Source organism: Myroides sp. WP-1, assembly GCF_014145635.1.
In the GTDB taxonomy this organism is placed as follows: domain Bacteria; phylum Bacteroidota; class Bacteroidia; order Flavobacteriales; family Flavobacteriaceae; genus Flavobacterium.
The window spans coordinates 36,277-56,283 of the sequence record NZ_JACHTC010000003.1; the positions used below are offsets into that span (position 1 = coordinate 36,277).

Here is a 20,007-nt window from a genome sequence, read left to right on the forward strand (position 1 = left end):
GTGATGAGTGATCGGTTATGATGGAGAATTATATTCTACATTCATTGGATTTATCTTTCAAAAATAAAAAGGGAAAGGATAGCAACGGCTATCCTTTCCCTTTTTATTTACTATTCTTTGCGATGTGCAATCATCTTGCCAATCGCGTCACCCCATCCTTTTATCGTCGCCTCCTTATTTCCATACACAATTGGCAAAGTTGGTCGATATGGATTTTTTAAATCCATAACCTCTTTCACCTCTTTAGGAATAATAACGAAGTTTCCCTTCTCATCAAAGCACTGCATAAAAGGATCTTGATTTGGGTCGTAGTTTGGCGATTGCCACTCATACTTATATATCTTTTCTGTATATACAGGATTCTTCAATACGAAAGACAACAACATTCCAGTAATAAATCCACTTAAATGTCCTTCCCAAGAGATTCCTTCTTCAATATCGGGAAACACATACCAAATCATACTCCCATACAACATTACAATGAGAAGCGAGAGTGCTACTAATCGAAAGTATTTCGTTTGGATTCCCTTAAAGAACATATAGCTCACCAAGACGTAAATCAATCCACTAGCACCTATGTGATAGCTTTCTCTTGCAATAATCCAGGTTCCCAATCCGGAGAATAAAATACCCCAGCCCAAAATCTGCCATACCTGCTTTTTGTAAAAAAACTGCAACAATAAGAGCAATACAAATAAAGCGACAGAATTGTTATAGATATGTTTTAACCCTCCATGAATAAAAGGACTAAACAAGATTCCTCTCAACCCCTTTAAGGTACGAGGATAAATTCCATATTGATATAATTGCAAATAATCCTTCCAATCCAACCAATATACGGTCCATATCAACATTAAGAAGAGAACAGGGAGGATAATTAAATCGGTGGTTATAACTAGTTGTTTGTCTTTCATTGGGATGTTTCCTGGGTGCGTAAAGCATAAAGATATAAAATAGTAGCTCAATTCAACCACACAAACCACAGCGTTTAGTTACAATTTTACTTGACTTCTTTTTATTCGGCATTATAGGTTGTATTTTTGTATTTCTCAAAATTACATTGTCATGGATGCACCATTAGCAGAAAGAGTACGACCACAGACCTTGGCTGACTATGTTAGTCAAGCTCATTTAGTTGGCGAACAAGGAATCTTAACAAAACAATTACAAACTGGTTTTATTCCCTCTTTGCTTTTTTGGGGACCTCCTGGAACAGGAAAGACAACTTTAGCCGAAATCTTAGCCAAAGAAAGTCAGCGTCCTTTTTACGTTTTAAGTGCGATTAACTCGGGAGTTAAAGATGTGCGAGAAGTAATTGAGAAAGCGAAGTCCAACCATGGATTATTTACGGCTCGCAATCCCATTTTATTTATTGACGAGATTCACCGTTTTAGCAAATCGCAACAAGATTCGCTTTTAGCAGCTGTTGAGCGAGGATGGATTACGTTAATCGGTGCAACGACGGAGAATCCGAGTTTTGAAGTAATTCCGGCATTACTTTCACGTTGTCAAGTCTATACTTTAAATGCGTTTACAAAAGAGGATTTACGTGCTCTACTAGACCGTGCAATCGAAAAAGATACGTTCCTGCGATCTAAACACATCACACTACAAGAAACAGAGGCTCTTTTTCGCGTATCTGGAGGAGACGGTCGAAAGTTATTAAACACTTTTGAACTGATTGTCAATGCTACAACTGGAGATGGTGTTGTTTTGACCAATGATTATGTCATGCAAATCGTCCAAAAAAACACGGTTCTCTATGATAAAACAGGGGAACAACATTATGACATTGTTTCTGCATTTATCAAATCTATTCGCGGTAGTGATCCCAATGGGGCTGTATATTGGTTAGCGCGTATGATTGAAGGTGGAGAAGATGTAAAATTCATTGCCAGACGACTTGTAATAGCCGCTTCAGAAGACATTGGCAACGCCAATCCGACAGCCTTAATCATGGCTACTAACACATTTCAGGCCGTTGCTGTAATTGGCTATCCTGAAAGTAGAATTTTATTAAGCCAATGCGCTATTTACTTAGCTACTTCACCTAAGAGTAATTCCACTTATATGGCTATTGGCAAAGCACAACAACTCGTCAAACAAACAGGAGATCTGTCTGTGCCTATCCACTTGCGCAATGCCCCTACTAAATTAATGAAGGAATTAGGTTATGGCGAGGATTATAAATATTCTCATGATTATCCGAACAATTTTGTAGATCAAGAATTCTTGCCCACAGAATTAAGCGGAACAGTTTTATATGAACCCGGACACAACAGCAGAGAGAATGGCACTCGTGATTTTTTAAAAAACAGATGGCAATTTAAATACAACTATTAAAACAAAAGCCTGCTTTACAGCAGGCTTTTAATATCTAATAAAGTATTTACTTGAGGTAAGGTTGTCGGAACTTCCTTTCGATGTTCATTGTAATAGATCACATCCATTCCTACATTTTGCGCTCCTTCAATATCTGCCAAAAGGTTATCTCCAATCATAACCGTATCTTGTACTTGTACTTTTGCTACTTGTAATGCATAAGTAAAAATTTTAGCGTCTGGTTTTTTTACCCCTGCTAATTCAGAATTCGTTACAGTTTTAAAGAACGGCGCTATTCCTGAATTTTTTATTTTTCGCGTTTGTACCTGATCAAATCCGTTGGTGATGATGTGCAATTTGTATTTCTCATTTAAATACGATAAAATCTCAAGAGCTCCATCAAACAAATAGTTGTAATTAGGTAGATAAGTCAAATATTTATCTCCTACTTCTAGCATTTTTTCTGTTGTAGTTGAATACTCTAACAACTCAAAAGTATCGCGTATTCTTCCGATTCGAAGTTCTGCTTGTGACACTTGGTTTAAACTATAACGATCCCAATAGGCCGCATTAATCCCAACATAATGATGTAAAAATTGCTCAATCGTAAAAGGCAATTGCATTTCATTGAGTACTTGCTCAAAGGCTAAACCGGAATTCTTTTCAAAATCCCATAAAGTGTGATCAAGGTCAAAAAATATATCGGTTTTATGTTCAAACTTTTTTAATGACATATGTACTATTTACATTTAAGCACACAAAAGTAAACAATTTTAAAAAAACCGCTGCTATAATAGTCCGTGATCCGCAAAACTATAGTAGTCATATTCAGTAATAATAAAATGATCTAAAATCGCGATATCCATAATTTTACCTGCTTCTTTTATTTTGTTGGTAATCTGGATATCAGCCTCACTTGGTTGCAACTTGCCAGAAGGGTGATTGTGTGCTAAAATAATAGCTGTTGCGTTCTTTTCAAGCGCTAGTTTGAACAGGATGCGCAAATCTACTAAGGTTCCCGTAACCCCACCTTTACTGATACTAACGGTTTCAATGAGTTGATGATTAACAAAAGGAGTTTCTCTGTTTGTTGCAATCCCTCTCACACAGTTAGAGTTGTTTAAAAAGATTACCCAGAACTCTTCATAGTTCAACTCACCTATTTTTGGTTGCATCAATTCGAAGACATCCCTACTACAGCTGATCTTTGTTCTGGAAGGAAGATCAGCCATTCGCCTGCGTTGCCCTAATTCTAAAGCAGCAACAATTGCTATAGCCTTAGCCTCGCCTATTCCTTTAAAACGCCTTAAATTCTCCACGGACTGTTTGGCCAATTCTGCCAAACTGGATTCTGTATTTTCTAATATTCTTCTGCTCAAATCAATGGCAGATTCGTTTTTATTTCCTGAATTAATTAAAATCGCAATTAACTCTGTATTGCTCAAAGCACTTTTTCCTTTGAGCAATAGTTTTTCTCTTGGTCGATCATCTACCGCCCAAGTGGAGATTGGTTTTCTTACATCAGCCATAGCATTTTGTCTTTTGATTCTCTTTACCACTTCAAAAATCAGTCCTCAATTAAATGCTATTCTCTCTACCCAAGTGTTTATTGTACATCCTAAATAAAAAAATCCTTTCAATGAAAGGATTTTTATTTCTTATTACAGATTTTGAACATAATCGGTTAAATTTAAACCACCATAATCGCCTGAACTCATAAATAACAATACGCTATCTTTTAGATCTAAGTTTTTAATATATGTTTTAAAATCTTCAGCATTTGTATACGTCGTTAAAGTAGGTAATTCGAACGCTTTTTGCATTTGGTCAGCTGTAATCTCAGGCATGCGTTTAATTTTTAAAGCATCCAAAGAATAAAATACGACCGCTTGATCTGCTACATCTAAACTTCCTTTATACTCGGATAAGAAATCTGCATTCAAACTACTATAGGTATGCAACTCCAAACAAGCGACCAACTGCTTATTTGGGTACTGTTCGCGAACGGCTTTCATGGTTGCTTTAACCTTACTTGGTGAATGAGCAAAGTCTTTATATACAACTGTTGTATCTTTATCATATAACTTCTCCAAGCGCTTGGAAGCTCCTTTAAAGCTAGTAATAGCATCGAAGAAATCATCTTCATCTATTCCCATATTTTGACATACCCACTTTGCTCCACTAATATTGTTGATGTTATGTTGTCCAAATACTTCTAAAGGCATAGGTCCTTCTGATGTTACCAAATAAGCAACACCGTCCACAATTTCGTTTTCTAACGTTGTATAAGGTAGCTTGCGAATAGGATTGCTACTTTCTTCCGCAATTTGCTTTACGATTTCATCTTCCTCATTGTAAATTAAGATTCCTCCATTAGTAATCTTATCGATGAAAATACGAAACTGATCTACATAATTTTCAAATGTAGGAAATACGTTAATATGATCCCACGCAACACCACTTAACAAAGCTATATTAGGTTCGTACAAATGAAATTTCGGGCGACGATCAATTGGAGATGACAGATATTCATCTCCTTCAATTAGCATGAAATCATTTTCATCGGTCAAATTGACCATTCGATCAAATCCTTCCAGTTGTGCACCTACTAAATAATCAACGGCAACACCATGATAGTTTAATACATGTAATACCATAGAAGTAATGGTTGTCTTTCCATGTGACCCTCCAATGACTACTCTCGTTTTATTCTTAGCGTGTTCAAAAATAAACTCTGGGTAAGAATAAATCTTCAAACCTAATTCTCTTGCTTTAAGCAATTCGGGATTGTCTTCTTTTGCGTGCATTCCCAAGATCACAGCATCAATGGCTGTGGTAATTTTGTCTGCAAACCAACCTTCTTGCTCTGGCAATAAACCTTGTTTCGCTAATCTAGTTTTTGATGGTTCAAAAATAGCATCGTCACTTCCTGTTACAACATCACCTTTTGCATGCAGGGCAAGGGCCAAATTGTGCATAGCACTCCCACCTATTGCGATAAAATGTATACGCATTCTATATCTTTTTTACGTCAATTCTTATTGGAGGTTAAAATTACGATTTTATTACTAAAAAAACAGGATACTTTCACAAGACGATCAAGAAAAATAACCTGTGTATTTTTATGTATACTCCTATTTTTTCTTTTGTAACTTTTCCTCTATACAACTCCTTCTGCAGATAAACCTTCTTTTCAAATTACCCACTTAACCGTTATTTTACTATTTAAATAATAATTAAGAAAAAATATATCGTATTTTCGTCAAAATTTTTTAACAAAAATCGCCCTATGGACAATTACACTCCACCACCAGTACCGCCACAAAAAAGTGGCAACACACAAGTTTTAGGTATCCTAGCCCTTGTTGCAGGGATTATAGCCTTACCCTCTTCTTTTATCCCTTGTTTTGGACTTGTTGCACTTATTGTTGCAGTTGTAGCCATTGTATTGGGTATTTTAACCATTTCTAGTGCAAAGAAAAACAACGAATCTAAAGGTTTGGGTGTTGCCGGACTAGTTCTTGGTGCTATCAGTTTCATCATCATACTTGCTTGGGGTGCTTTATTCGCTACTGTAACAACAGCTGCGATTAAAAACATCGATGACATGCAAAAGGAAATGGAAAATATGTCAACGGAAGAATATCCTTATTACAACGAAGAAGGTACTGAAGAAGACTCACTTCAAGATCAAGAAGACGTATACCTTTTAGAAGAGCAAGTAACGGAATAAGTCGTGCAGAACTATAGGATCCTTAATTGTATATTTTTTGTTTTTATCTTGTGTTTATTTGGATACATTCTTTTCTTAAACACAACGACTTCAACTGCACTAAGCATTCGTTCTTCTTGTGAAGGATTACCTGAATCGCTCTGTAGAAGTAGAGGTTTAACACGAGACTTTATGTCGCTGTTAAAAGGAAAAAAAGAATTGATTAACCCTTATAGTTACTCTATCTTCTTGTTTTTTGCTTATGTAGGTCTTTCAAGAGGAGCTTTGTTATTACTTCCCTTGCGGCTACATAAAAACTGGATGATATACTTAGACATCGCTATACTGAGCATTTTCTTTTTATACGCCTTTATTCCTTTATTAGGAATAAATTAGAAATAAAAAAACAGCTTAAAGAATATTCTTTAAGCTGTTTTTTTTTATTGGTATCAATTACCTTCATAAAAAAAGCAGTAGTTCTTCAACTACTGCTTTTTCTATTCTTGTTATTTTACTACATTCATTTCTTCAACAATGTGTTTTGCATCAGCAAATTTGTCAATGATGAATAATACATAGCGAATATCAACGTTGATTGTACGTTGTAATTCTGGATCGTAGATAACATCTCCTGCCATTGCTTCAATGTTTCCATCGAAAGCTAAACCGATCAATTCTCCTTTTCCATTTAATACTGGTGAACCTGAGTTTCCTCCTGTAATATCGTGATTAGTTAAGAAGTTTACTGGTAAATGACCTTCTTTATCTGCATATACTCCGTAATCTTTTGCGTTGTATAAATCGATTAATTTTTGAGGTACATCAAACTCTTCATCTCCAGGAACATGCTTAGCAACTGTTCCTTTTAATGTAGTATACCAATTTTCTTTCGCATCATTTACTTTCTCGCCTCTTGGTAGTCCTTTCACAGTACCATAAGTTAAACGCAATGTTGAGTTTGCATCTGGATAGTATTTCCCATTTGGATTACTTTTTCTAACTCCATCAACAAACAAGCGATATGCTTTTTGGTATTTGTCTTCTAATGTTGCTAACTCATCACTTTTTGCACGGTATTGTTCCATGATAGCGATTGATAATTCTAACAAAGGATCATTCTCGAAAGTAGTAGAAGGGTTTGCCAAAAATGCACTGATTCTATCTTTATTAACGAAGATACTTTTTTCAAAAGCTTCGTTTACAAATTTGTCAAAATCTCCATTATATTCTTTCTCAATCTTAGCGATGTAAGGAGCGATTGCATATCCTTTCGCTTTAGTAGCATACAACGACAATTGTTTAGCTAGCATTTCTTTTTCTAACGCTTCATCTTGTCCTTCATAGATCTCACTTACATAAGCCATGAAATCATCGTGCATTTCTGCTCTTTTCTTTGCATCTCCTTTAGCATAACCTTCAATTCCTCCTGATAAACGATAAGGAGTTGCAGCTAAAGCAGATGTACGCAATAACGTCATTAGATAATTATCATGACGTGATTTTTCGTTTGTAGCTTTATAGTATGCATTGATATTAGCGATAACATCTCCATACTTTGCTTTGTTTTCTTTTTTACTTGCCCATTTTTGGAATTCTCCTTCTGCTTTTGTTTTAGTAGCAACCGTTTGATGCTGGTTTAAAGCATCAATCATTCCTTGTCTATTTTTCCAATAGTTAGCTACACCTGCATATTTAGAAGCGTAGTTCAAACGAACTGCGTCATCTTTTGCCATGTATTTTTTCATAACATCCATACCCAATTTAGATCCTTCAACCCAAGCTGGATAAGCATATTTGATATTTTGTTCTACTCCTTGTGCAGGCATCCAACGGTTTGTTCTACCTGGATACCCTAAAATCATAGAAAAATCTCCTTCTTTAATACCTGCAATAGATACTGGTAAAGCGTGTTTCGGTACCATTGGTACGTTAGCAGCATCATATTCTGCTGGGTTTCCTTCTTTATCAGTGTATACACGGAACATTGAGAAATCACCGGTATGACGTGGCCATTCCCAGTTATCAGTATCTCCACCAAATTTACCAATGCTATTAGGCGGTGTCCCTACTAAACGTACATCATTATAATCTTCATATACGAAATAGTAGAATTCATTTCCTTGGAAAAAAGATTTTACAGATACAGTATATCTTCCATTTCCATTGTTTTCTTCCTGAATTTTAGCGATCTCTTTATTAATAGCGATCTCTCTATCTGCTTCAGTCATTTTATCATTAACAACACTCAAGATGCGTTTTGTTACATCGTCCATGCGAACGAAGAAACGAACAGATAGTCCTTTTGCTGGTCTTTCAGAGGCTTTATCCTTTGCCCAAAATCCGTTAGTTAAGATATCATCTTCTGGAGTAGATAAGCTAGCGATCTTATCATATCCACAGTGGTGGTTAGTTAAAACTAAACCTTGATTAGAGATTATTTCTGCAGTACATCCACCGTCAAATTGCACAATTGCATCCTTTAATGAATGGTTGTTAATACTGTAGATTTCCTCAGCAGTAAGCTGTAATCCCATTTTCTCCATATCGCGTTGGTTCAAACGCTCAATGAACATTAAAAACCACATTCCTTCGTCTGCCTTTAATTTGACAGGCGCAACTAGTAAAAATGCGGTCAGTAATAAAACGATTTTTTTCATAATTATTATAGTATGTTACTTAGTTTGCGAAGATAGTTTAATAAACAAAATAATTAATCCTTCTCTTCGTCATTTTTCTCGCAATTTGTTTTTGCGTTTATGTTCTTAGTTTCGATTTCTTTACAATCATCAAAACCATATCTGTCTTTTAATTCGTCAATTACCGATTTGTTCCATAATTTAATCCCTGTCATATATGCCGTTCTAGCGATCAAAAATGCCGCTACTGGAGATGTAATAAACAGGAAAAACACAATAGCAAACACTTTTGTTGTTATTGAAAATTCAGCAAAGTGAATTGCGGCAGCCCCTAAGATGCAACCAATACCTAAAGTAGCTGCTTTAATGGTAATGGATAATCGCGTATAAAAATCGGGCATTCTGAAAATTCCAATGGAAGCAATTAGAATAAAAATTGCACCTAATGTACTTAGGATCATGATAAGTAAATCAGTCATCTCTATCTCTTTTATCAAGGTAAAACGAAAAGGCAACGGTACTCAAGAAAGCGATTAACGCCATAATGACAGCAACGTCTAAAAATATAGGGTTATTGGTAATCAAACTAAATAATCCAATAAATCCAACTCCAACGGTAATAAGCAAATCAATAGCTACTACGCGATCTACCACAGCTGGTCCTTTTAAAAATCGAATGAAGATCAAAATTAAGGACAAGCAGATAATGGGCATTACAACATATATCAAATAATTCTCTACTGTCATCGTAAAATAGCTAATAGTTTCTTTTCTGTTCTTTCTTTCATGCGTTGAATAAACTTGTCTTTATCCTTTAAATACATGGTATGAATAAAAATATGACTTTTATCGTCAGCAATATCGATAACCATGGTTCCTGGTGTCAGGGCAATAATATTAGCTAACATCGTAATTTCGAAATCCGTTTTCGCATCAATTTCATATTTAATAATCCCTGGAGTAGTGTGATAATTTGGCGTGATCACATCAATAGCTACTTGTAAGTTTGCTTGAAGCATATCTACAAAAAAGTAGAGGATGAACACCAAAATTTTGGGCACGCGATAGAAGTATTCTTTATCGGCTTTATTAGAAGACGTTTTAGTCAACATCCAAAGGATAAAGAAACCTGCAACACCGCCAAAAAAGAAGTTTGCATAGTTTAATTGTCCTGTTAGTGCTACCCAAACAAACGTCAATAATATATTAAGTAAAAAGTATTTTAGCATAGTATCCTATTTTATACCTTGTAAAACTGATTCGATGTATATCGAAGGATTCATCATTTCGTGTGCAACACGTTGAGAAACTTCGAATATTAATGGAGCATTTAACCCAATAAACAATGACACTCCTGCTAAAGCAGCAACGGGTAAAATCAAAGCTACTTTCCCTGAACTCACAAAGGGAGCAAAATGGTCAATTTCTTCACTGTTGGGTTTAGGTAAGTCTTTCCAAAACACTTCTGACCAAATACGGGCAACGATAAATAGAGTTACGAAACTAGCAAATATCAATGTTCCTAATAAGACATATTGTTCTAATCGAAATGCTTCTTGAAAGAGCATGATCTTAGGCCAAAATCCAGATAGCGGAGGAATTCCAACTAAAGAAAACAAGATAACAGCAAAGAGAATCGACAATTTGGGATAGTCCTTATACAAACCTCCCAATCGGTTAATATCCTGTGTTTCTCTAATCTTTTGAATCAGTCCGCTCATCATAAATAAATTACTCTTGACGATTACATCGTGAATAAGGTAAAATATAACCCCAACAAAAGCGAGTTCGGTATACAAACCAAAACCTGCAATGAGATACCCGATATGACATACAATAAAGTAAGAGAGAATACGTCGAATATTTCTTTTATTAATTGCACCTAAGGCACCACTGATCATTGTTAGGATGGCAATCACTACAAAGACACCTAATACAAAATCATCGGGTTGAAATACAATCGTAAATACGCGAAACATGGAATACACTCCCATTTTGGTTAATAATCCACCAAATATGGCTCCAATGGCGGATGGCGGTGTATGATAAGAAGAAGGCAACCAAAAATACATGGGAAAAACTGCTGATTTAATACCAAACCCCACAAAGAAAAGCAGAGCAGTTACCGTTACTAATCCACGATTTTCTACAATAGCGACTTGATGTGCTAAATCAGCGATATTTAAACTTCCTGTTATACCATACAAAATTCCGATCGCTGTTAAAAAAATGGTAGAAGCCAACATATTCATTGTTACATATTTGACTGCAGACTCCATTTGTCTTTTCTTCCCTCCTAAAGTTAACAATACAAAAGAAGAAATAATTACAACCTCAAACCAAACATATAGATTAAAGATATCTCCAGTTAAGAAGGCACCTAATAATCCCATGATCAGAAAGTGAAAAATAATAAAATATCCGTATTTGATACGACTAATATTGATAGCGGATGTCGAATAAATCCCCACAGCTAATGCGACCGTTGCGGTTAGGAGAACCATGACAGCGCTTAATGTATCAGCTACGAAAGTTATACCAAAAGGAGCTTTCCAGCTTCCTAATTGCAAAGTAATGGCGCTATGTTCCCAAGTGGCAGTAAACAAATTCCAACACAGGAGAAAAGCAATACTATTCCCAACGATACTTATGATTTTTTGGATTTTCACATTTTTCCAAAAAATCAACAGGACTACCGCTGTAAACATATGAGCAAATATGGGCGCTAATATGAAGTTTGAAATCATATATCTAAATCTTGAATATTAAGGGAATCTAAATCATCTGTTCCGGTTGTGCTGTACACCTTATTTAAGAGCACAATTGCGAAAGCGGTCAAACCAAAACTAATTACAATTGCAGTTAAGATAAGTGCTTGAGGAACGGGATCGGCATAGGCATCAAAGAATTGGGAATGTTCTTCATCAATAATCGGAGCCTTTCCTTTTGTTAGTTCACCCATTAAAAAAATAAGAATATTTGCTCCATTTCCCAACATCATCAACCCAAGGAGCAATTTGACCATACTTCTGCGAAACATTAGATAAATGCCCGCAGAATATAATATACCTACTAAAACGACTAGTAATAATTCCATGTAACGTTTTCTTTAGTCATTAAACATTTTCAGCGATTGTAAACAAGATAGTCAATACAACTCCAATTACAACCAAATAAACTCCTATATCAAAGAACAAAGCAGTTCCTACAGCACCGATAACGGCTACTGATTCTGCAAACCAAACCCCTGTCATAACAGGTAATCCTATAAAAACAGGAATCAATGCACTAATGATAGAGATCGATAAACCGATACCAATTAAGCGCATAGGCGAAAATTGGAACAAGGCTAACGTTTGCTTTGTACTATAAGCGAAGGAGTGTAAGACAAAAGCGATAGAAGCGATCAATCCGCCAACAAACCCACCACCAGAGAGGTAATGCCCTCGCAGTAATACAAACAGTGAGAACAAGATCAACAACGGCAATAAATAATTGGTTGCCGTACGCAAGATCGTAGTATCTAATACATGATGTTTATTCGGAAACTTCTTCATCTTTCGTTCTATATTTTAATAAACCATATACACCCAATGCAGCGATTGACAGTACAATAGTTTCAATTAGGGTATCAAATCCTCTAAAATCTACGAGAATTACGTTTACGACGTTTTTACCTTTTGCTAATACATAAGCATTTTCAGCGTAGTAACGACTTATTTCTTTATCCGCTGGAGATACCAAAGCTTGTAGTGTGATTAATGAAATCAATCCTCCAAAGGCGATCGAAACAACAGCATCTCTAAACTGTATTCGTCGATTACTCAGCTTTAAAAAGCCTGGTAATTTAAACAAGACTAAGACAAAGAGTACGACTGTTAGCGTATCAATAGCAAATTGTGTCATAGCCAAATCTGGTGCTCCGTAAAATACAAAGATCAAACAGATGCAATAACCAACGACTCCAGTAGCTGCAATGGCAGAGAGACGCGATGGTGTATGTATAGCAAAGAAAATGGCGGCAACAGTAATTAGAAACACGACCAATTCGTATACTCTAAACTCTGATAAGTCTTCTGTATTAACGCGCAAAGGCACATCAGCAAATAACTTATATCCTACAAGTCCGATAAAGAAGACGATAATTACCATCAAATAGATACGCAAATATCCGCTTTGAAACAAACGCGTATAGGCATAAGCAAATAACCTAAACTTCTCGATGATATAACCGAGGATATGTTGAGGAGAAAGATTATAAAAACGCGTTACGAACTCTAGTGAACTTTGATAGCCTTTAAAGGCAAAATACAAAGCGGTTCCCAAGACGATTGTACCTGCGCTAAGGGCTACAATTTCATTAAATCCATGCCAAATTGCCAATTCCATTACTATTGGTTTACCACCTACAGCTCTAGCTACAGAAGAAATCAATTCGATATTAATCCATTGGGGCAATACACCAAACACAAGACTTAACACAGCCAGAATAAATGGCGGCAACCACATCTGCAAAGAGGGTTTAGGCACATTTTGACAAGTTTCTTTTACTTTGCCAAAAAAGGGTTTTATTCCAACGAGGAAACCAGAAGCCGTCAAAAAAACATTTGTCAAGACCGCGGCACCTGTAAAAATCAGAGCCCATTGATTAATAGGATAAGTAAATGTGGCTTCATAAATAATTTCCTTCCCAATAAATCCGAAGGTTAAAGGAATCCCTGCACTTGACAAAGCGGCGATTAGCGCAGCAACTGACAATGTAGGCATTGTTTTGCGCAAGCCTCCTAATTGAGAAATATCGCGTGTATGAGTTTGATGGTCAACCGTACCTGTAACCAAGAACAATGTTGCTTTATACAGTGCGTGAACTACGATAAATATACTTGCGGCATAAATTGCTTTTTCTGACCCCACACCTAATAAAAAAACAAGTAAACCCAATGCTGAAATTGTGGTATAGGCTAAAATTCCTTTCATGTCCTTGCGGAATACCGAGTGAATAGCGCCAAACAGCATGGTCAATCCACCTATTATTTGCAACGTAGTATTCCAATACAGGTGATCTCCTAATACGGGTGTAAAACGAGCTAAAAGATAAATTCCCGCTTTCACCATTGTTGCAGAATGCAAATAAGCAGATACAGGAGTTGGAGCTTTCATTGCTCCAGGTAACCAAAAATGAAAGGGAAACTGTGCAGATTTTGTAAAAGCCCCCATAAACAAGAAGAACAACAAGATTCCATAAGAAGCATGCTCCTTTAAAAATTCTGATTGTGTAAGCAATTCGTGGATTGAATAACTACCTACAATACTTCCAACAACAGCGGCAAAAGAAAGCAAGAAAAAGCCTCCTAATCCTGTAATTCCCAAGGCCCAAAGTGCACTTTTACGAGAATCTTCATCTTCATTATTAAAACCAATAAGGAAGAAAGAAGTAATACTTGTTAACTCCCAAAATACGAATAAGGAAATTAAATTATCAGACAATACGACGCCCAACATGGCCCCCATAAAAAGTCCTAAATAGGCAAAAAAACGATGAATATAGACATGCCCTTTTAAATAATAGGAAGCATACCAATAGACAAGTGTTCCGATACCTGTGATCAACAAGGTAAACAACAAGGCTAGTCCATCTAACTTGAAATCAAAAGCGATACCTAAAGAAGGTACCCATTCATTTCTAAACATTATAACTTCCTGTCCCGATTTGATTTGAGGTATAAAGGATAGAAAATAAACGAACAAACCGAATGGCAGTAAAGTTAATAATCCTGTAAACTTAGAACGTCCTAAACCCTTCAAGAAAAGCGTACTAAAAGCTAGTACAAAAGTGAGTAAAATAATTACCAGCATAAATGAGCTTTATTTCTCTTTTTCTAAATATTTCTACTGAGGGTAAATATATAAAAAAATCAAAAAAAAACTAATCAAAGCCAAATAACGCGCTTATTTTTAACAAAACTATAACCAAGTTTACCGAATTATATCCATAAAAAAAGCGAGACTTTAAAATCTCGCTTTTATAGGCTAATTGTTTAACATTTGCCACAATCTATCTTTTAATTCTTGAAGACCTTGATTTGCTACTGCAGATATAAACATATAAGGTACACCTTGCAATTCACTATCTAATTCTTCTTTCATTTCAGCTTTCAACTCGTCGTCCAACATATCGCCTTTCGTTATGACTAAAAGTCGATCTTTGTCTAACATTTCCGGATTGTATCTTCTCAACTCATCCAAGAGAATTTCATATTCCTTTTTGATGTCTTCTGCATCAGCAGGAACCATAAAAAGAAGGGTTGAATTTCTTTCAATATGTCTCAAGAAATAATGTCCTAATCCTTTTCCTTCTGCTGCACCTTCGATAATTCCAGGAATATCCGCGATAACAAAAGACTTAAAATCTCGATAAGCTACGATTCCTAAGTTAGGTTTCAACGTTGTAAAAGGGTAATCTGCAATTTTAGGTTTCGCAGAAGTTAGCACAGATAACAATGTTGATTTACCTGCATTTGGAAAACCTACCAATCCAACATCGGCCAATACTTTTAATTCGAGGATGATATCCAACTCTTCACCTGGCATTCCTGGTTGAGCATAACGCGGAGTTTGATTTGTTGATGTTCTAAAGTGCCAGTTTCCTAACCCTCCTTTTCCACCTTTTCCTAAAATTCGTTTTTCGTTGTGTTCTGTAATTTCAAAAAGAACTTCGCCTGTTTCCTTGTCTTTTACAACAGTTCCTAAAGGTACTTCAATAACTTTATCTTCCCCGTCTGCACCCGTACTTCTAGAGCTTCCTCCATCTCCTCCATGTCCAGCTTTGATGTGACGCATGAACTTTAAATGATACAATGTCCACAATCCTTCATTACCTACAATATAGACATGACCTCCACGTCCACCATCTCCACCATCAGGACCTCCTTTTTCAATAAATTTTTCTCGGTGCAAATGCGTAGAACCTCTTCCACCTTTTCCTGAGGCTACATAAATTTTTACGTAGTCTACAAAATTCCCTTCAGTCATCTTTTATATATTACCTTCTCTTTGATTTGTCTTTTTCGATTTAAAAAAATCGATTAGATTAAACGGTCAATTACACCACTTAATCTCGTTGTAATTTCTTCAACTGTTCCAATACCATCTACAGCATTATAGCAGTCTTTTGCTGTGTAGTAATCAATTAATGGAGCTGTTTTCTCGTTGTATTCTTCATAACGACTTCTGATGATTTTCTCATCTTGATCATCTGCTCTTCCGCTAGTTTTTCCGCGCTCTAGGATACGTTGTACCAACACATCATCATTCGCTTCTAAACCAATTGTTCCTACGAAACGAATATTTTTTTTCTGTAATAAAGCTTCTAAAGCTTCTGCCTGCTGAATTGTACGTGGAAAACCATCAAATAAAAAACCTGCCTTATCCATGTTTTTTTCTACTTCATCTGCAAGCATATCAATTGTAATAGAATCTGGCACCAATTCCGCTCTATCCATAAAAACTTTGGCTTGTTTTCCTAATTCTGTTCCGTTTTTTAAATTATAACGAAACACATCTCCAGTAGAAATATGAGTTAAATTGTATTTTTCTTTAAGGAATTCTGCCTGTGTACCTTTACCTGCACCAGGTTTTCCAAATAAAACTATTGCAATCATGCTACTATACTTTATTTATGCTGTTAATGTTTATTATTCTTTTATTTGATAAATCTCTGGGATATTTCTTCCATGCTTATCGTAATCCATTCCATATCCCACGATGAATTTATTCTCAATTTCAAAAGCCACATAATCCAATTTAATATCCTTGGTATATGCTTCTGGTTTTAAACACAACGTACAAATTTTCACATCCTTTGGACGTTGTTGTTCAAAAAGTTTCTTCAACGCTACAAGTGTATTTCCAGTATCGACAATATCTTCAATGATAATAACTTGGCGATCTGTTACATCAATATCCAATCCCATAAGTTGATTCACCTGATTAGATGATTGGGTACCAATATAAGAAGCCATCTTTACAAAACTCATTTCGCATTGTCCTTTATATTGCTTTACTAAATCGGAAACAACCATAAAAGAACCGTTCAAAACACCTATAAAAATAGGTACTTCACCATTCATATCACGCAAAATATCGCTTGCTATTTCCCCTAAACGTTCTTGAATTTGTTTTTCCGAAATGAAAGGAACAAAAGTCTTGTCTAAAACTTGAATCTCCATACACAATTGAATTGATAATTTGCAAATATACAAAAAAGAAATACCACATCTGTACTCCTTAACAGATGAATTCTAAACATTTTATCTTTGTGTTTGTGATTTTTTCGTTTTGCGTTTTTCAGCCTTTTACTAAAGCGTAATGTTAACAAACATTATCCCATCCATGAAGTAGATGAATTGACCTTCACCGTTTGCAGATTTCAAAAAAAAACGTAGCGCCTTTTGCAAACGCTACGTCTAAAACAAACTAATTCAATCTAACTCTAAAACCAAAGCTAATAAGTTTTATTGTTAAGATTACTTTTTATACACCAGATCAAGGGTATATATTATTTTTTAATACAATATACCTTAATTATATTGCTTCAAATATAAGTTAATTTTTTAACTAAACAAGAAATTCTTTAAGTTTTTTTTCACATTAGTAAAATCACGAACCTCCAAAATACATCATACTTTACAGACAATAAGTAGCAATAGAAACCAATATATGTTAAAATCAATACTTTATACCATACAGAGATCGTCTTTGTAAATTTCACCTTATTTATTTTCTCTACATCGCTTTTTCACAGACAACCTTTACTTTTTTTGTCGCTAATAGATGCACACCATTTGAATTAGTATATCTTTGCACAAACACAATTACAACAACACAATGAATTATTATTCAACTGATTTTCGCTTGGGAATTTTAGGCGGTGGACAATTGGGCAAAATGCTTTTGTATGATACACGTAAGTTTGACATTGCCACTTATATCTTAGATCCAAGTAAAGAAGCACCTGCGCAATATGGCGCGCACCAGTTTTTTCAAGGAGATCTCATGGACTATGAAACGGTTTATCGCTTTGGAAAAAAGGTAAATGTTTTAACCATTGAAATTGAAGGTGTCAATCTCGAAGCTTTAGATCAATTACAAAAAGAAGGAACAAAAGTTTATCCTTCACCTGAAACTTTGCGTTTGATCCAGCATAAAGGAAAACAAAAAGATTACTATACAACACACGGTATTCCGACCGCACCTTATACGCGTTTTACAACTAAAGCAGAGTTAGTAACAGCTGCTACTGAACAACGTGTTGCACTTCCTTTTGTTTGGAAATCCGCTCAATTTGGTTATGATGGTAATGGAGTAAAAGTAGTTCGTACTCTTACTGATTTAAACGCGTTACCTGAAGTAGAATGTATCGCTGAAACGATGATTCCTTTCAAAAATGAGTTAGCTGTAATTGTTGCACGTTCTGCCTCTGGAGAAATTAAAACATTTCCTGTTGTAGAAATGGAATTTCATCCGGAAGCCAATCAAGTTGAGTATGTTATTTGCCCAGCTCGAATTGATACAACTGTTGCTGAAAAAGCAAGAGCCATAGCATTGACTGTTTCCGAAAAATTCAACCACGTCGGATTATTAGCTGTTGAAATGTTTCAAACACAAGAAGACGAAATTTTAGTTAATGAAGTAGCTCCTCGTCCACACAATTCTGGACATTACTCTATCGAGGCAAGTTATACCTCTCAATTTGAACAACACATCCGTGCGATTTTAGATTTACCTCTAGGAAACACAGATAGCAAAGTTGCAGGTGTTATGGTTAATTTAGTGGGTGCAGAAGGCCACACAGGTCAGGTATACTACGAAGGGATGAATGAGATTTTGGCTATTCCTGGTGTTACACCTCATATTTATGGAAAACGAGAAACTAGACCTTTCCGCAAAATGGGACACGTAACCATTGTCAATAGCGATATGGACAAAGCAAGAGAAATTGCTCAAAAAGTAAAAGAAACCATCAAAGTAATTAGTCAATAAAGTATGAAAATAGCAGTAGTAATGGGCAGCATTTCAGATATGCCTATCATGCAAGATGCAATCGATATTATTAAAGAATTCGGAGTTGAAGTTGAAGTTGATATCGTATCAGCACACCGAACCCCAGAAAAATTAGTTGATTTTTCTTCGCATGCACATACCAGAGGAATTCAAGTTATTATCGCTGGTGCAGGTGGAGCAGCTCATCTACCGGGAATGGTTGCATCGATGTCTCCGCTTCCAGTAATTGGAGTTCCTGTAAAATCAAGCAATTCAATTGATGGATGGGATAGTGTACTTTCTATACTACAGATGCCTGGCGGAGTTCCAGTAGCCACTGTTGCTCTAAATGGTGGAAAAAATGCTGGTCTATTGGCCCTACAAATATTAGGAAGCCAAAACGAAGAGATTCGCGCTAAAATGATTGCTTATAAAAATGGCTTGAAAGAAGCTGTATTAAAAGCGGCTGAAAGCTTAAAAAAATAGATTTACTAGCGATATTTCGCCTTGTAATACACAAAACAAGACCAGTAGTTTTTTAAACTGCTGGTTTTTTTTGACTTCTACATTAGATTATTAACGTGAAGTTCTTTTATAAGTCTTAAAAAGTCGATCCCAGACCGTGGTATAAAAACCAAAATTTACTTGTGGTGTAAGATGATGGTGATTGTGAAAACTTGCGGTTCCTAACCAAGTTACCCATCCAGTATTTACTCGTTTACCAACTTTATTAAAGTGCCCTATACTTCCCCATACAACATTAATGATTAAATAAATCCCCACAGCAAGGAAGTGGAAGGGATACAAAAAAAGCACAAAGAGTAACATCATCCCAAAACCAATAGCCTCAAATGGACTTAAAACAAATAAACTAAGAGCATTCACCCCCACATGTTGATGGTGTTTTTGATGAATAAGTGTATAAAATGGTCTTAAATGGGCAAGTTTGTGAAAACAATACATCAGCAAATCAATAATCAAAATTAGACTGAGAACTTGTCCCAACAGCACACCTACCCCTTTTTCAGTGAAGTCTACCCTTAAATAACCTTCTTTCCACAAAAAAGCTCCGAGGAGAAAGACAACTACATTGCAAATCCACGTAGAAATTACAGCCAAAATATCTGCTAACACAATAGGTTGGTATGCATTGACCTGAATGTTATTGCCTTTCAATCGATGCCATATTACATACAACATCAAAGATCCAAGTATCAACACCAAGTTCAATCCCATAGCCCAAAACGAGATGGAAAGATACGTTTGGTTCAACATGCTTTCAATTGAGTTCATATG

The 20,007-nt window shown here is 35.7% G+C and carries 21 protein-coding genes; 5 read left to right on the forward strand and 16 right to left on the reverse strand.

Going from position 1 to position 20,007, the window contains the following annotated elements; genetic code table 11:
* Nucleotides 1–110: 110 nt before the first annotated feature.
* On the reverse strand, nt 111–914 hold the full coding sequence (locus H4K33_RS03650) for a rhomboid family intramembrane serine protease (RefSeq protein WP_182647134.1): 804 nt from the start codon (nt 912–914) through the stop codon (nt 111–113).
* 151 nt (nt 915–1,065) lie between these two features.
* Between H4K33_RS03650 and H4K33_RS03655 the strand changes: the two genes are divergently transcribed.
* Nucleotides 1,066–2,343 carry a replication-associated recombination protein A gene (locus H4K33_RS03655; RefSeq protein WP_182647135.1) on the forward strand — a complete coding sequence of 426 codons (1,278 nt, stop codon included), beginning with the start codon at nt 1,066–1,068 and terminating at the stop codon, nt 2,341–2,343.
* Nucleotides 2,344–2,357: 14 nt separating this feature from the next.
* Here the strand turns inward: H4K33_RS03655 and H4K33_RS03660 are convergent, their stop codons facing one another.
* From H4K33_RS03660 to murC, 3 genes are all read right to left on the reverse strand, one after another.
* On the reverse strand, nt 2,358–3,056 hold the full coding sequence (locus tag H4K33_RS03660; RefSeq protein ID WP_182647136.1) for a YjjG family noncanonical pyrimidine nucleotidase: 699 nt from the start codon (nt 3,054–3,056) through the stop codon (nt 2,358–2,360).
* 54 nt (nt 3,057–3,110) lie between these two features.
* Nucleotides 3,111–3,851, reverse strand: a complete 741-nt coding sequence (locus tag H4K33_RS03665; RefSeq protein WP_182647137.1) for a RadC family protein — start codon at nt 3,849–3,851, stop codon at nt 3,111–3,113.
* A gap of 132 nt (nt 3,852–3,983) precedes the next feature.
* The gene (gene murC, locus H4K33_RS03670) at nt 3,984–5,336 is read right to left on the reverse strand and encodes a UDP-N-acetylmuramate--L-alanine ligase (RefSeq protein WP_182647138.1); all 1,353 of its coding nucleotides are present in this window, start codon (nt 5,334–5,336) and stop codon (nt 3,984–3,986) included.
* A gap of 275 nt (nt 5,337–5,611) precedes the next feature.
* On the opposite strand from murC, the gene H4K33_RS03675 reads away from it, so the two are divergent.
* Both H4K33_RS03675 and H4K33_RS03680 read left to right on the forward strand, forming a co-directional pair.
* Nucleotides 5,612–6,055 (forward strand): DUF4190 domain-containing protein, encoded by a 444-nt coding sequence (locus H4K33_RS03675; protein WP_182647139.1) that lies wholly within the window; start codon nt 5,612–5,614, stop codon nt 6,053–6,055.
* 171 nt (nt 6,056–6,226) lie between these two features.
* Nucleotides 6,227–6,430 carry a hypothetical protein gene (locus tag H4K33_RS03680; RefSeq protein ID WP_182647140.1) on the forward strand — a complete coding sequence of 68 codons (204 nt, stop codon included), beginning with the start codon at nt 6,227–6,229 and terminating at the stop codon, nt 6,428–6,430.
* Between the two features lie 110 nt (nt 6,431–6,540).
* On the opposite strand, the gene H4K33_RS03685 is transcribed toward H4K33_RS03680, so the two are convergent.
* The 11 genes from H4K33_RS03685 to hpt form a co-directional block, all read right to left on the reverse strand.
* The gene (locus H4K33_RS03685) at nt 6,541–8,691 is read right to left on the reverse strand and encodes a S46 family peptidase (RefSeq protein ID WP_182647141.1); all 2,151 of its coding nucleotides are present in this window, start codon (nt 8,689–8,691) and stop codon (nt 6,541–6,543) included.
* A 53-nt stretch (nt 8,692–8,744) separates the two neighbouring features.
* A complete protein-coding gene (gene mnhG, locus H4K33_RS03690; RefSeq protein WP_182647142.1) occupies nt 8,745–9,149 on the reverse strand; it encodes a monovalent cation/H(+) antiporter subunit G in 405 nt (134 codons plus the stop codon).
* The gene (locus H4K33_RS03695) at nt 9,142–9,417 is read right to left on the reverse strand and encodes a monovalent cation/H+ antiporter complex subunit F (protein WP_182647143.1); all 276 of its coding nucleotides are present in this window, start codon (nt 9,415–9,417) and stop codon (nt 9,142–9,144) included. Before H4K33_RS03695 ends, mnhG begins: the two co-directional genes overlap by 8 nt.
* Nucleotides 9,414–9,899 (reverse strand): Na+/H+ antiporter subunit E, encoded by a 486-nt coding sequence (locus tag H4K33_RS03700; RefSeq protein ID WP_182647144.1) that lies wholly within the window; start codon nt 9,897–9,899, stop codon nt 9,414–9,416. Before H4K33_RS03700 ends, H4K33_RS03695 begins: the two co-directional genes overlap by 4 nt.
* A 6-nt stretch (nt 9,900–9,905) precedes the next feature.
* Nucleotides 9,906–11,417, reverse strand: coding sequence for a proton-conducting transporter membrane subunit (locus H4K33_RS03705; protein WP_182647145.1), 1,512 nt, complete (start codon nt 11,415–11,417; stop codon nt 9,906–9,908).
* Nucleotides 11,414–11,767, reverse strand: a complete 354-nt coding sequence (locus H4K33_RS03710; protein ID WP_182647146.1) for a Na+/H+ antiporter subunit C — start codon at nt 11,765–11,767, stop codon at nt 11,414–11,416. The genes H4K33_RS03705 and H4K33_RS03710 overlap by 4 nt, the downstream gene beginning before the upstream one ends.
* Before the next feature lie 19 nt (nt 11,768–11,786).
* Nucleotides 11,787–12,227 carry a Na+/H+ antiporter subunit B gene (locus H4K33_RS03715; RefSeq protein ID WP_182647147.1) on the reverse strand — a complete coding sequence of 147 codons (441 nt, stop codon included), beginning with the start codon at nt 12,225–12,227 and terminating at the stop codon, nt 11,787–11,789.
* Entirely contained in the window at nt 12,208–14,526 is a 2,319-nt protein-coding gene (locus H4K33_RS03720) for a putative monovalent cation/H+ antiporter subunit A (protein WP_182647148.1), read from the reverse strand. The genes H4K33_RS03715 and H4K33_RS03720 overlap by 20 nt, the downstream gene beginning before the upstream one ends.
* A gap of 174 nt (nt 14,527–14,700) precedes the next feature.
* Nucleotides 14,701–15,702: a GTPase ObgE gene (gene obgE / locus H4K33_RS03725; RefSeq protein WP_182647149.1), complete on the reverse strand. Its 1,002-nt coding sequence runs from the start codon at nt 15,700–15,702 to the stop codon at nt 14,701–14,703.
* 53 nt (nt 15,703–15,755) lie between these two features.
* Nucleotides 15,756–16,331 (reverse strand): adenylate kinase, encoded by a 576-nt coding sequence (locus H4K33_RS16510; RefSeq protein ID WP_255493531.1) that lies wholly within the window; start codon nt 16,329–16,331, stop codon nt 15,756–15,758.
* A 33-nt stretch (nt 16,332–16,364) separates the two neighbouring features.
* The gene (hpt, locus tag H4K33_RS16515) at nt 16,365–16,898 is read right to left on the reverse strand and encodes a hypoxanthine phosphoribosyltransferase (RefSeq protein WP_255493533.1); all 534 of its coding nucleotides are present in this window, start codon (nt 16,896–16,898) and stop codon (nt 16,365–16,367) included.
* Between the two features lie 658 nt (nt 16,899–17,556).
* Between hpt and H4K33_RS03735 the strand changes: the two genes are divergently transcribed.
* Together H4K33_RS03735 and purE are read left to right on the forward strand one after the other, a co-directional pair.
* Nucleotides 17,557–18,711: a 5-(carboxyamino)imidazole ribonucleotide synthase gene (locus H4K33_RS03735; RefSeq protein ID WP_182647150.1), complete on the forward strand. Its 1,155-nt coding sequence runs from the start codon at nt 17,557–17,559 to the stop codon at nt 18,709–18,711.
* Between the two features lie 3 nt (nt 18,712–18,714).
* Nucleotides 18,715–19,197 carry a 5-(carboxyamino)imidazole ribonucleotide mutase gene (gene purE, locus H4K33_RS03740; RefSeq protein WP_182647151.1) on the forward strand — a complete coding sequence of 161 codons (483 nt, stop codon included), beginning with the start codon at nt 18,715–18,717 and terminating at the stop codon, nt 19,195–19,197.
* A gap of 90 nt (nt 19,198–19,287) precedes the next feature.
* On the opposite strand, the gene H4K33_RS03745 is transcribed toward purE, so the two are convergent.
* Nucleotides 19,288–20,004, reverse strand: a complete 717-nt coding sequence (locus H4K33_RS03745) for a sterol desaturase family protein (RefSeq protein WP_182647152.1) — start codon at nt 20,002–20,004, stop codon at nt 19,288–19,290.
* Nucleotides 20,005–20,007: the final 3 nt, after the last annotated feature.

Bases quoted from the DNA above. Each gene is read 5' to 3' on its own strand.
- H4K33_RS03650 (WP_182647134.1), bottom strand. From the start codon at position 914: ATGAAAGACAAACAACTAGTTATAACCACCGATTTAATTATCCTCCCT.
- H4K33_RS03655 (WP_182647135.1), top strand. From the start codon at position 1,066: ATGGATGCACCATTAGCAGAAAGAGTACGACCACAGACCTTGGCTGAC.
- H4K33_RS03660 (WP_182647136.1), bottom strand. From the start codon at position 3,056: ATGTCATTAAAAAAGTTTGAACATAAAACCGATATATTTTTTGACCTT.
- H4K33_RS03665 (WP_182647137.1), bottom strand. From the start codon at position 3,851: ATGGCTGATGTAAGAAAACCAATCTCCACTTGGGCGGTAGATGATCGA.
- murC (WP_182647138.1), bottom strand. From the start codon at position 5,336: ATGCGTATACATTTTATCGCAATAGGTGGGAGTGCTATGCACAATTTG.
- H4K33_RS03675 (WP_182647139.1), top strand. From the start codon at position 5,612: ATGGACAATTACACTCCACCACCAGTACCGCCACAAAAAAGTGGCAAC.
- H4K33_RS03680 (WP_182647140.1), top strand. From the start codon at position 6,227: ATGTCGCTGTTAAAAGGAAAAAAAGAATTGATTAACCCTTATAGTTAC.
- H4K33_RS03685 (WP_182647141.1), bottom strand. From the start codon at position 8,691: ATGAAAAAAATCGTTTTATTACTGACCGCATTTTTACTAGTTGCGCCT.
- mnhG (WP_182647142.1), bottom strand. From the start codon at position 9,149: ATGACTGATTTACTTATCATGATCCTAAGTACATTAGGTGCAATTTTT.
- H4K33_RS03695 (WP_182647143.1), bottom strand. From the start codon at position 9,417: ATGACAGTAGAGAATTATTTGATATATGTTGTAATGCCCATTATCTGC.
- H4K33_RS03700 (WP_182647144.1), bottom strand. From the start codon at position 9,899: ATGCTAAAATACTTTTTACTTAATATATTATTGACGTTTGTTTGGGTA.
- H4K33_RS03705 (WP_182647145.1), bottom strand. From the start codon at position 11,417: ATGATTTCAAACTTCATATTAGCGCCCATATTTGCTCATATGTTTACA.
- H4K33_RS03710 (WP_182647146.1), bottom strand. From the start codon at position 11,767: ATGGAATTATTACTAGTCGTTTTAGTAGGTATATTATATTCTGCGGGC.
- H4K33_RS03715 (WP_182647147.1), bottom strand. From the start codon at position 12,227: ATGAAGAAGTTTCCGAATAAACATCATGTATTAGATACTACGATCTTG.
- H4K33_RS03720 (WP_182647148.1), bottom strand. From the start codon at position 14,526: ATGCTGGTAATTATTTTACTCACTTTTGTACTAGCTTTTAGTACGCTT.
- obgE (WP_182647149.1), bottom strand. From the start codon at position 15,702: ATGACTGAAGGGAATTTTGTAGACTACGTAAAAATTTATGTAGCCTCA.
- H4K33_RS16510 (WP_255493531.1), bottom strand. From the start codon at position 16,331: ATGATTGCAATAGTTTTATTTGGAAAACCTGGTGCAGGTAAAGGTACA.
- hpt (WP_255493533.1), bottom strand. From the start codon at position 16,898: ATGGAGATTCAAGTTTTAGACAAGACTTTTGTTCCTTTCATTTCGGAA.
- H4K33_RS03735 (WP_182647150.1), top strand. From the start codon at position 17,557: ATGAATTATTATTCAACTGATTTTCGCTTGGGAATTTTAGGCGGTGGA.
- purE (WP_182647151.1), top strand. From the start codon at position 18,715: ATGAAAATAGCAGTAGTAATGGGCAGCATTTCAGATATGCCTATCATG.
- H4K33_RS03745 (WP_182647152.1), bottom strand. From the start codon at position 20,004: ATGAACTCAATTGAAAGCATGTTGAACCAAACGTATCTTTCCATCTCG.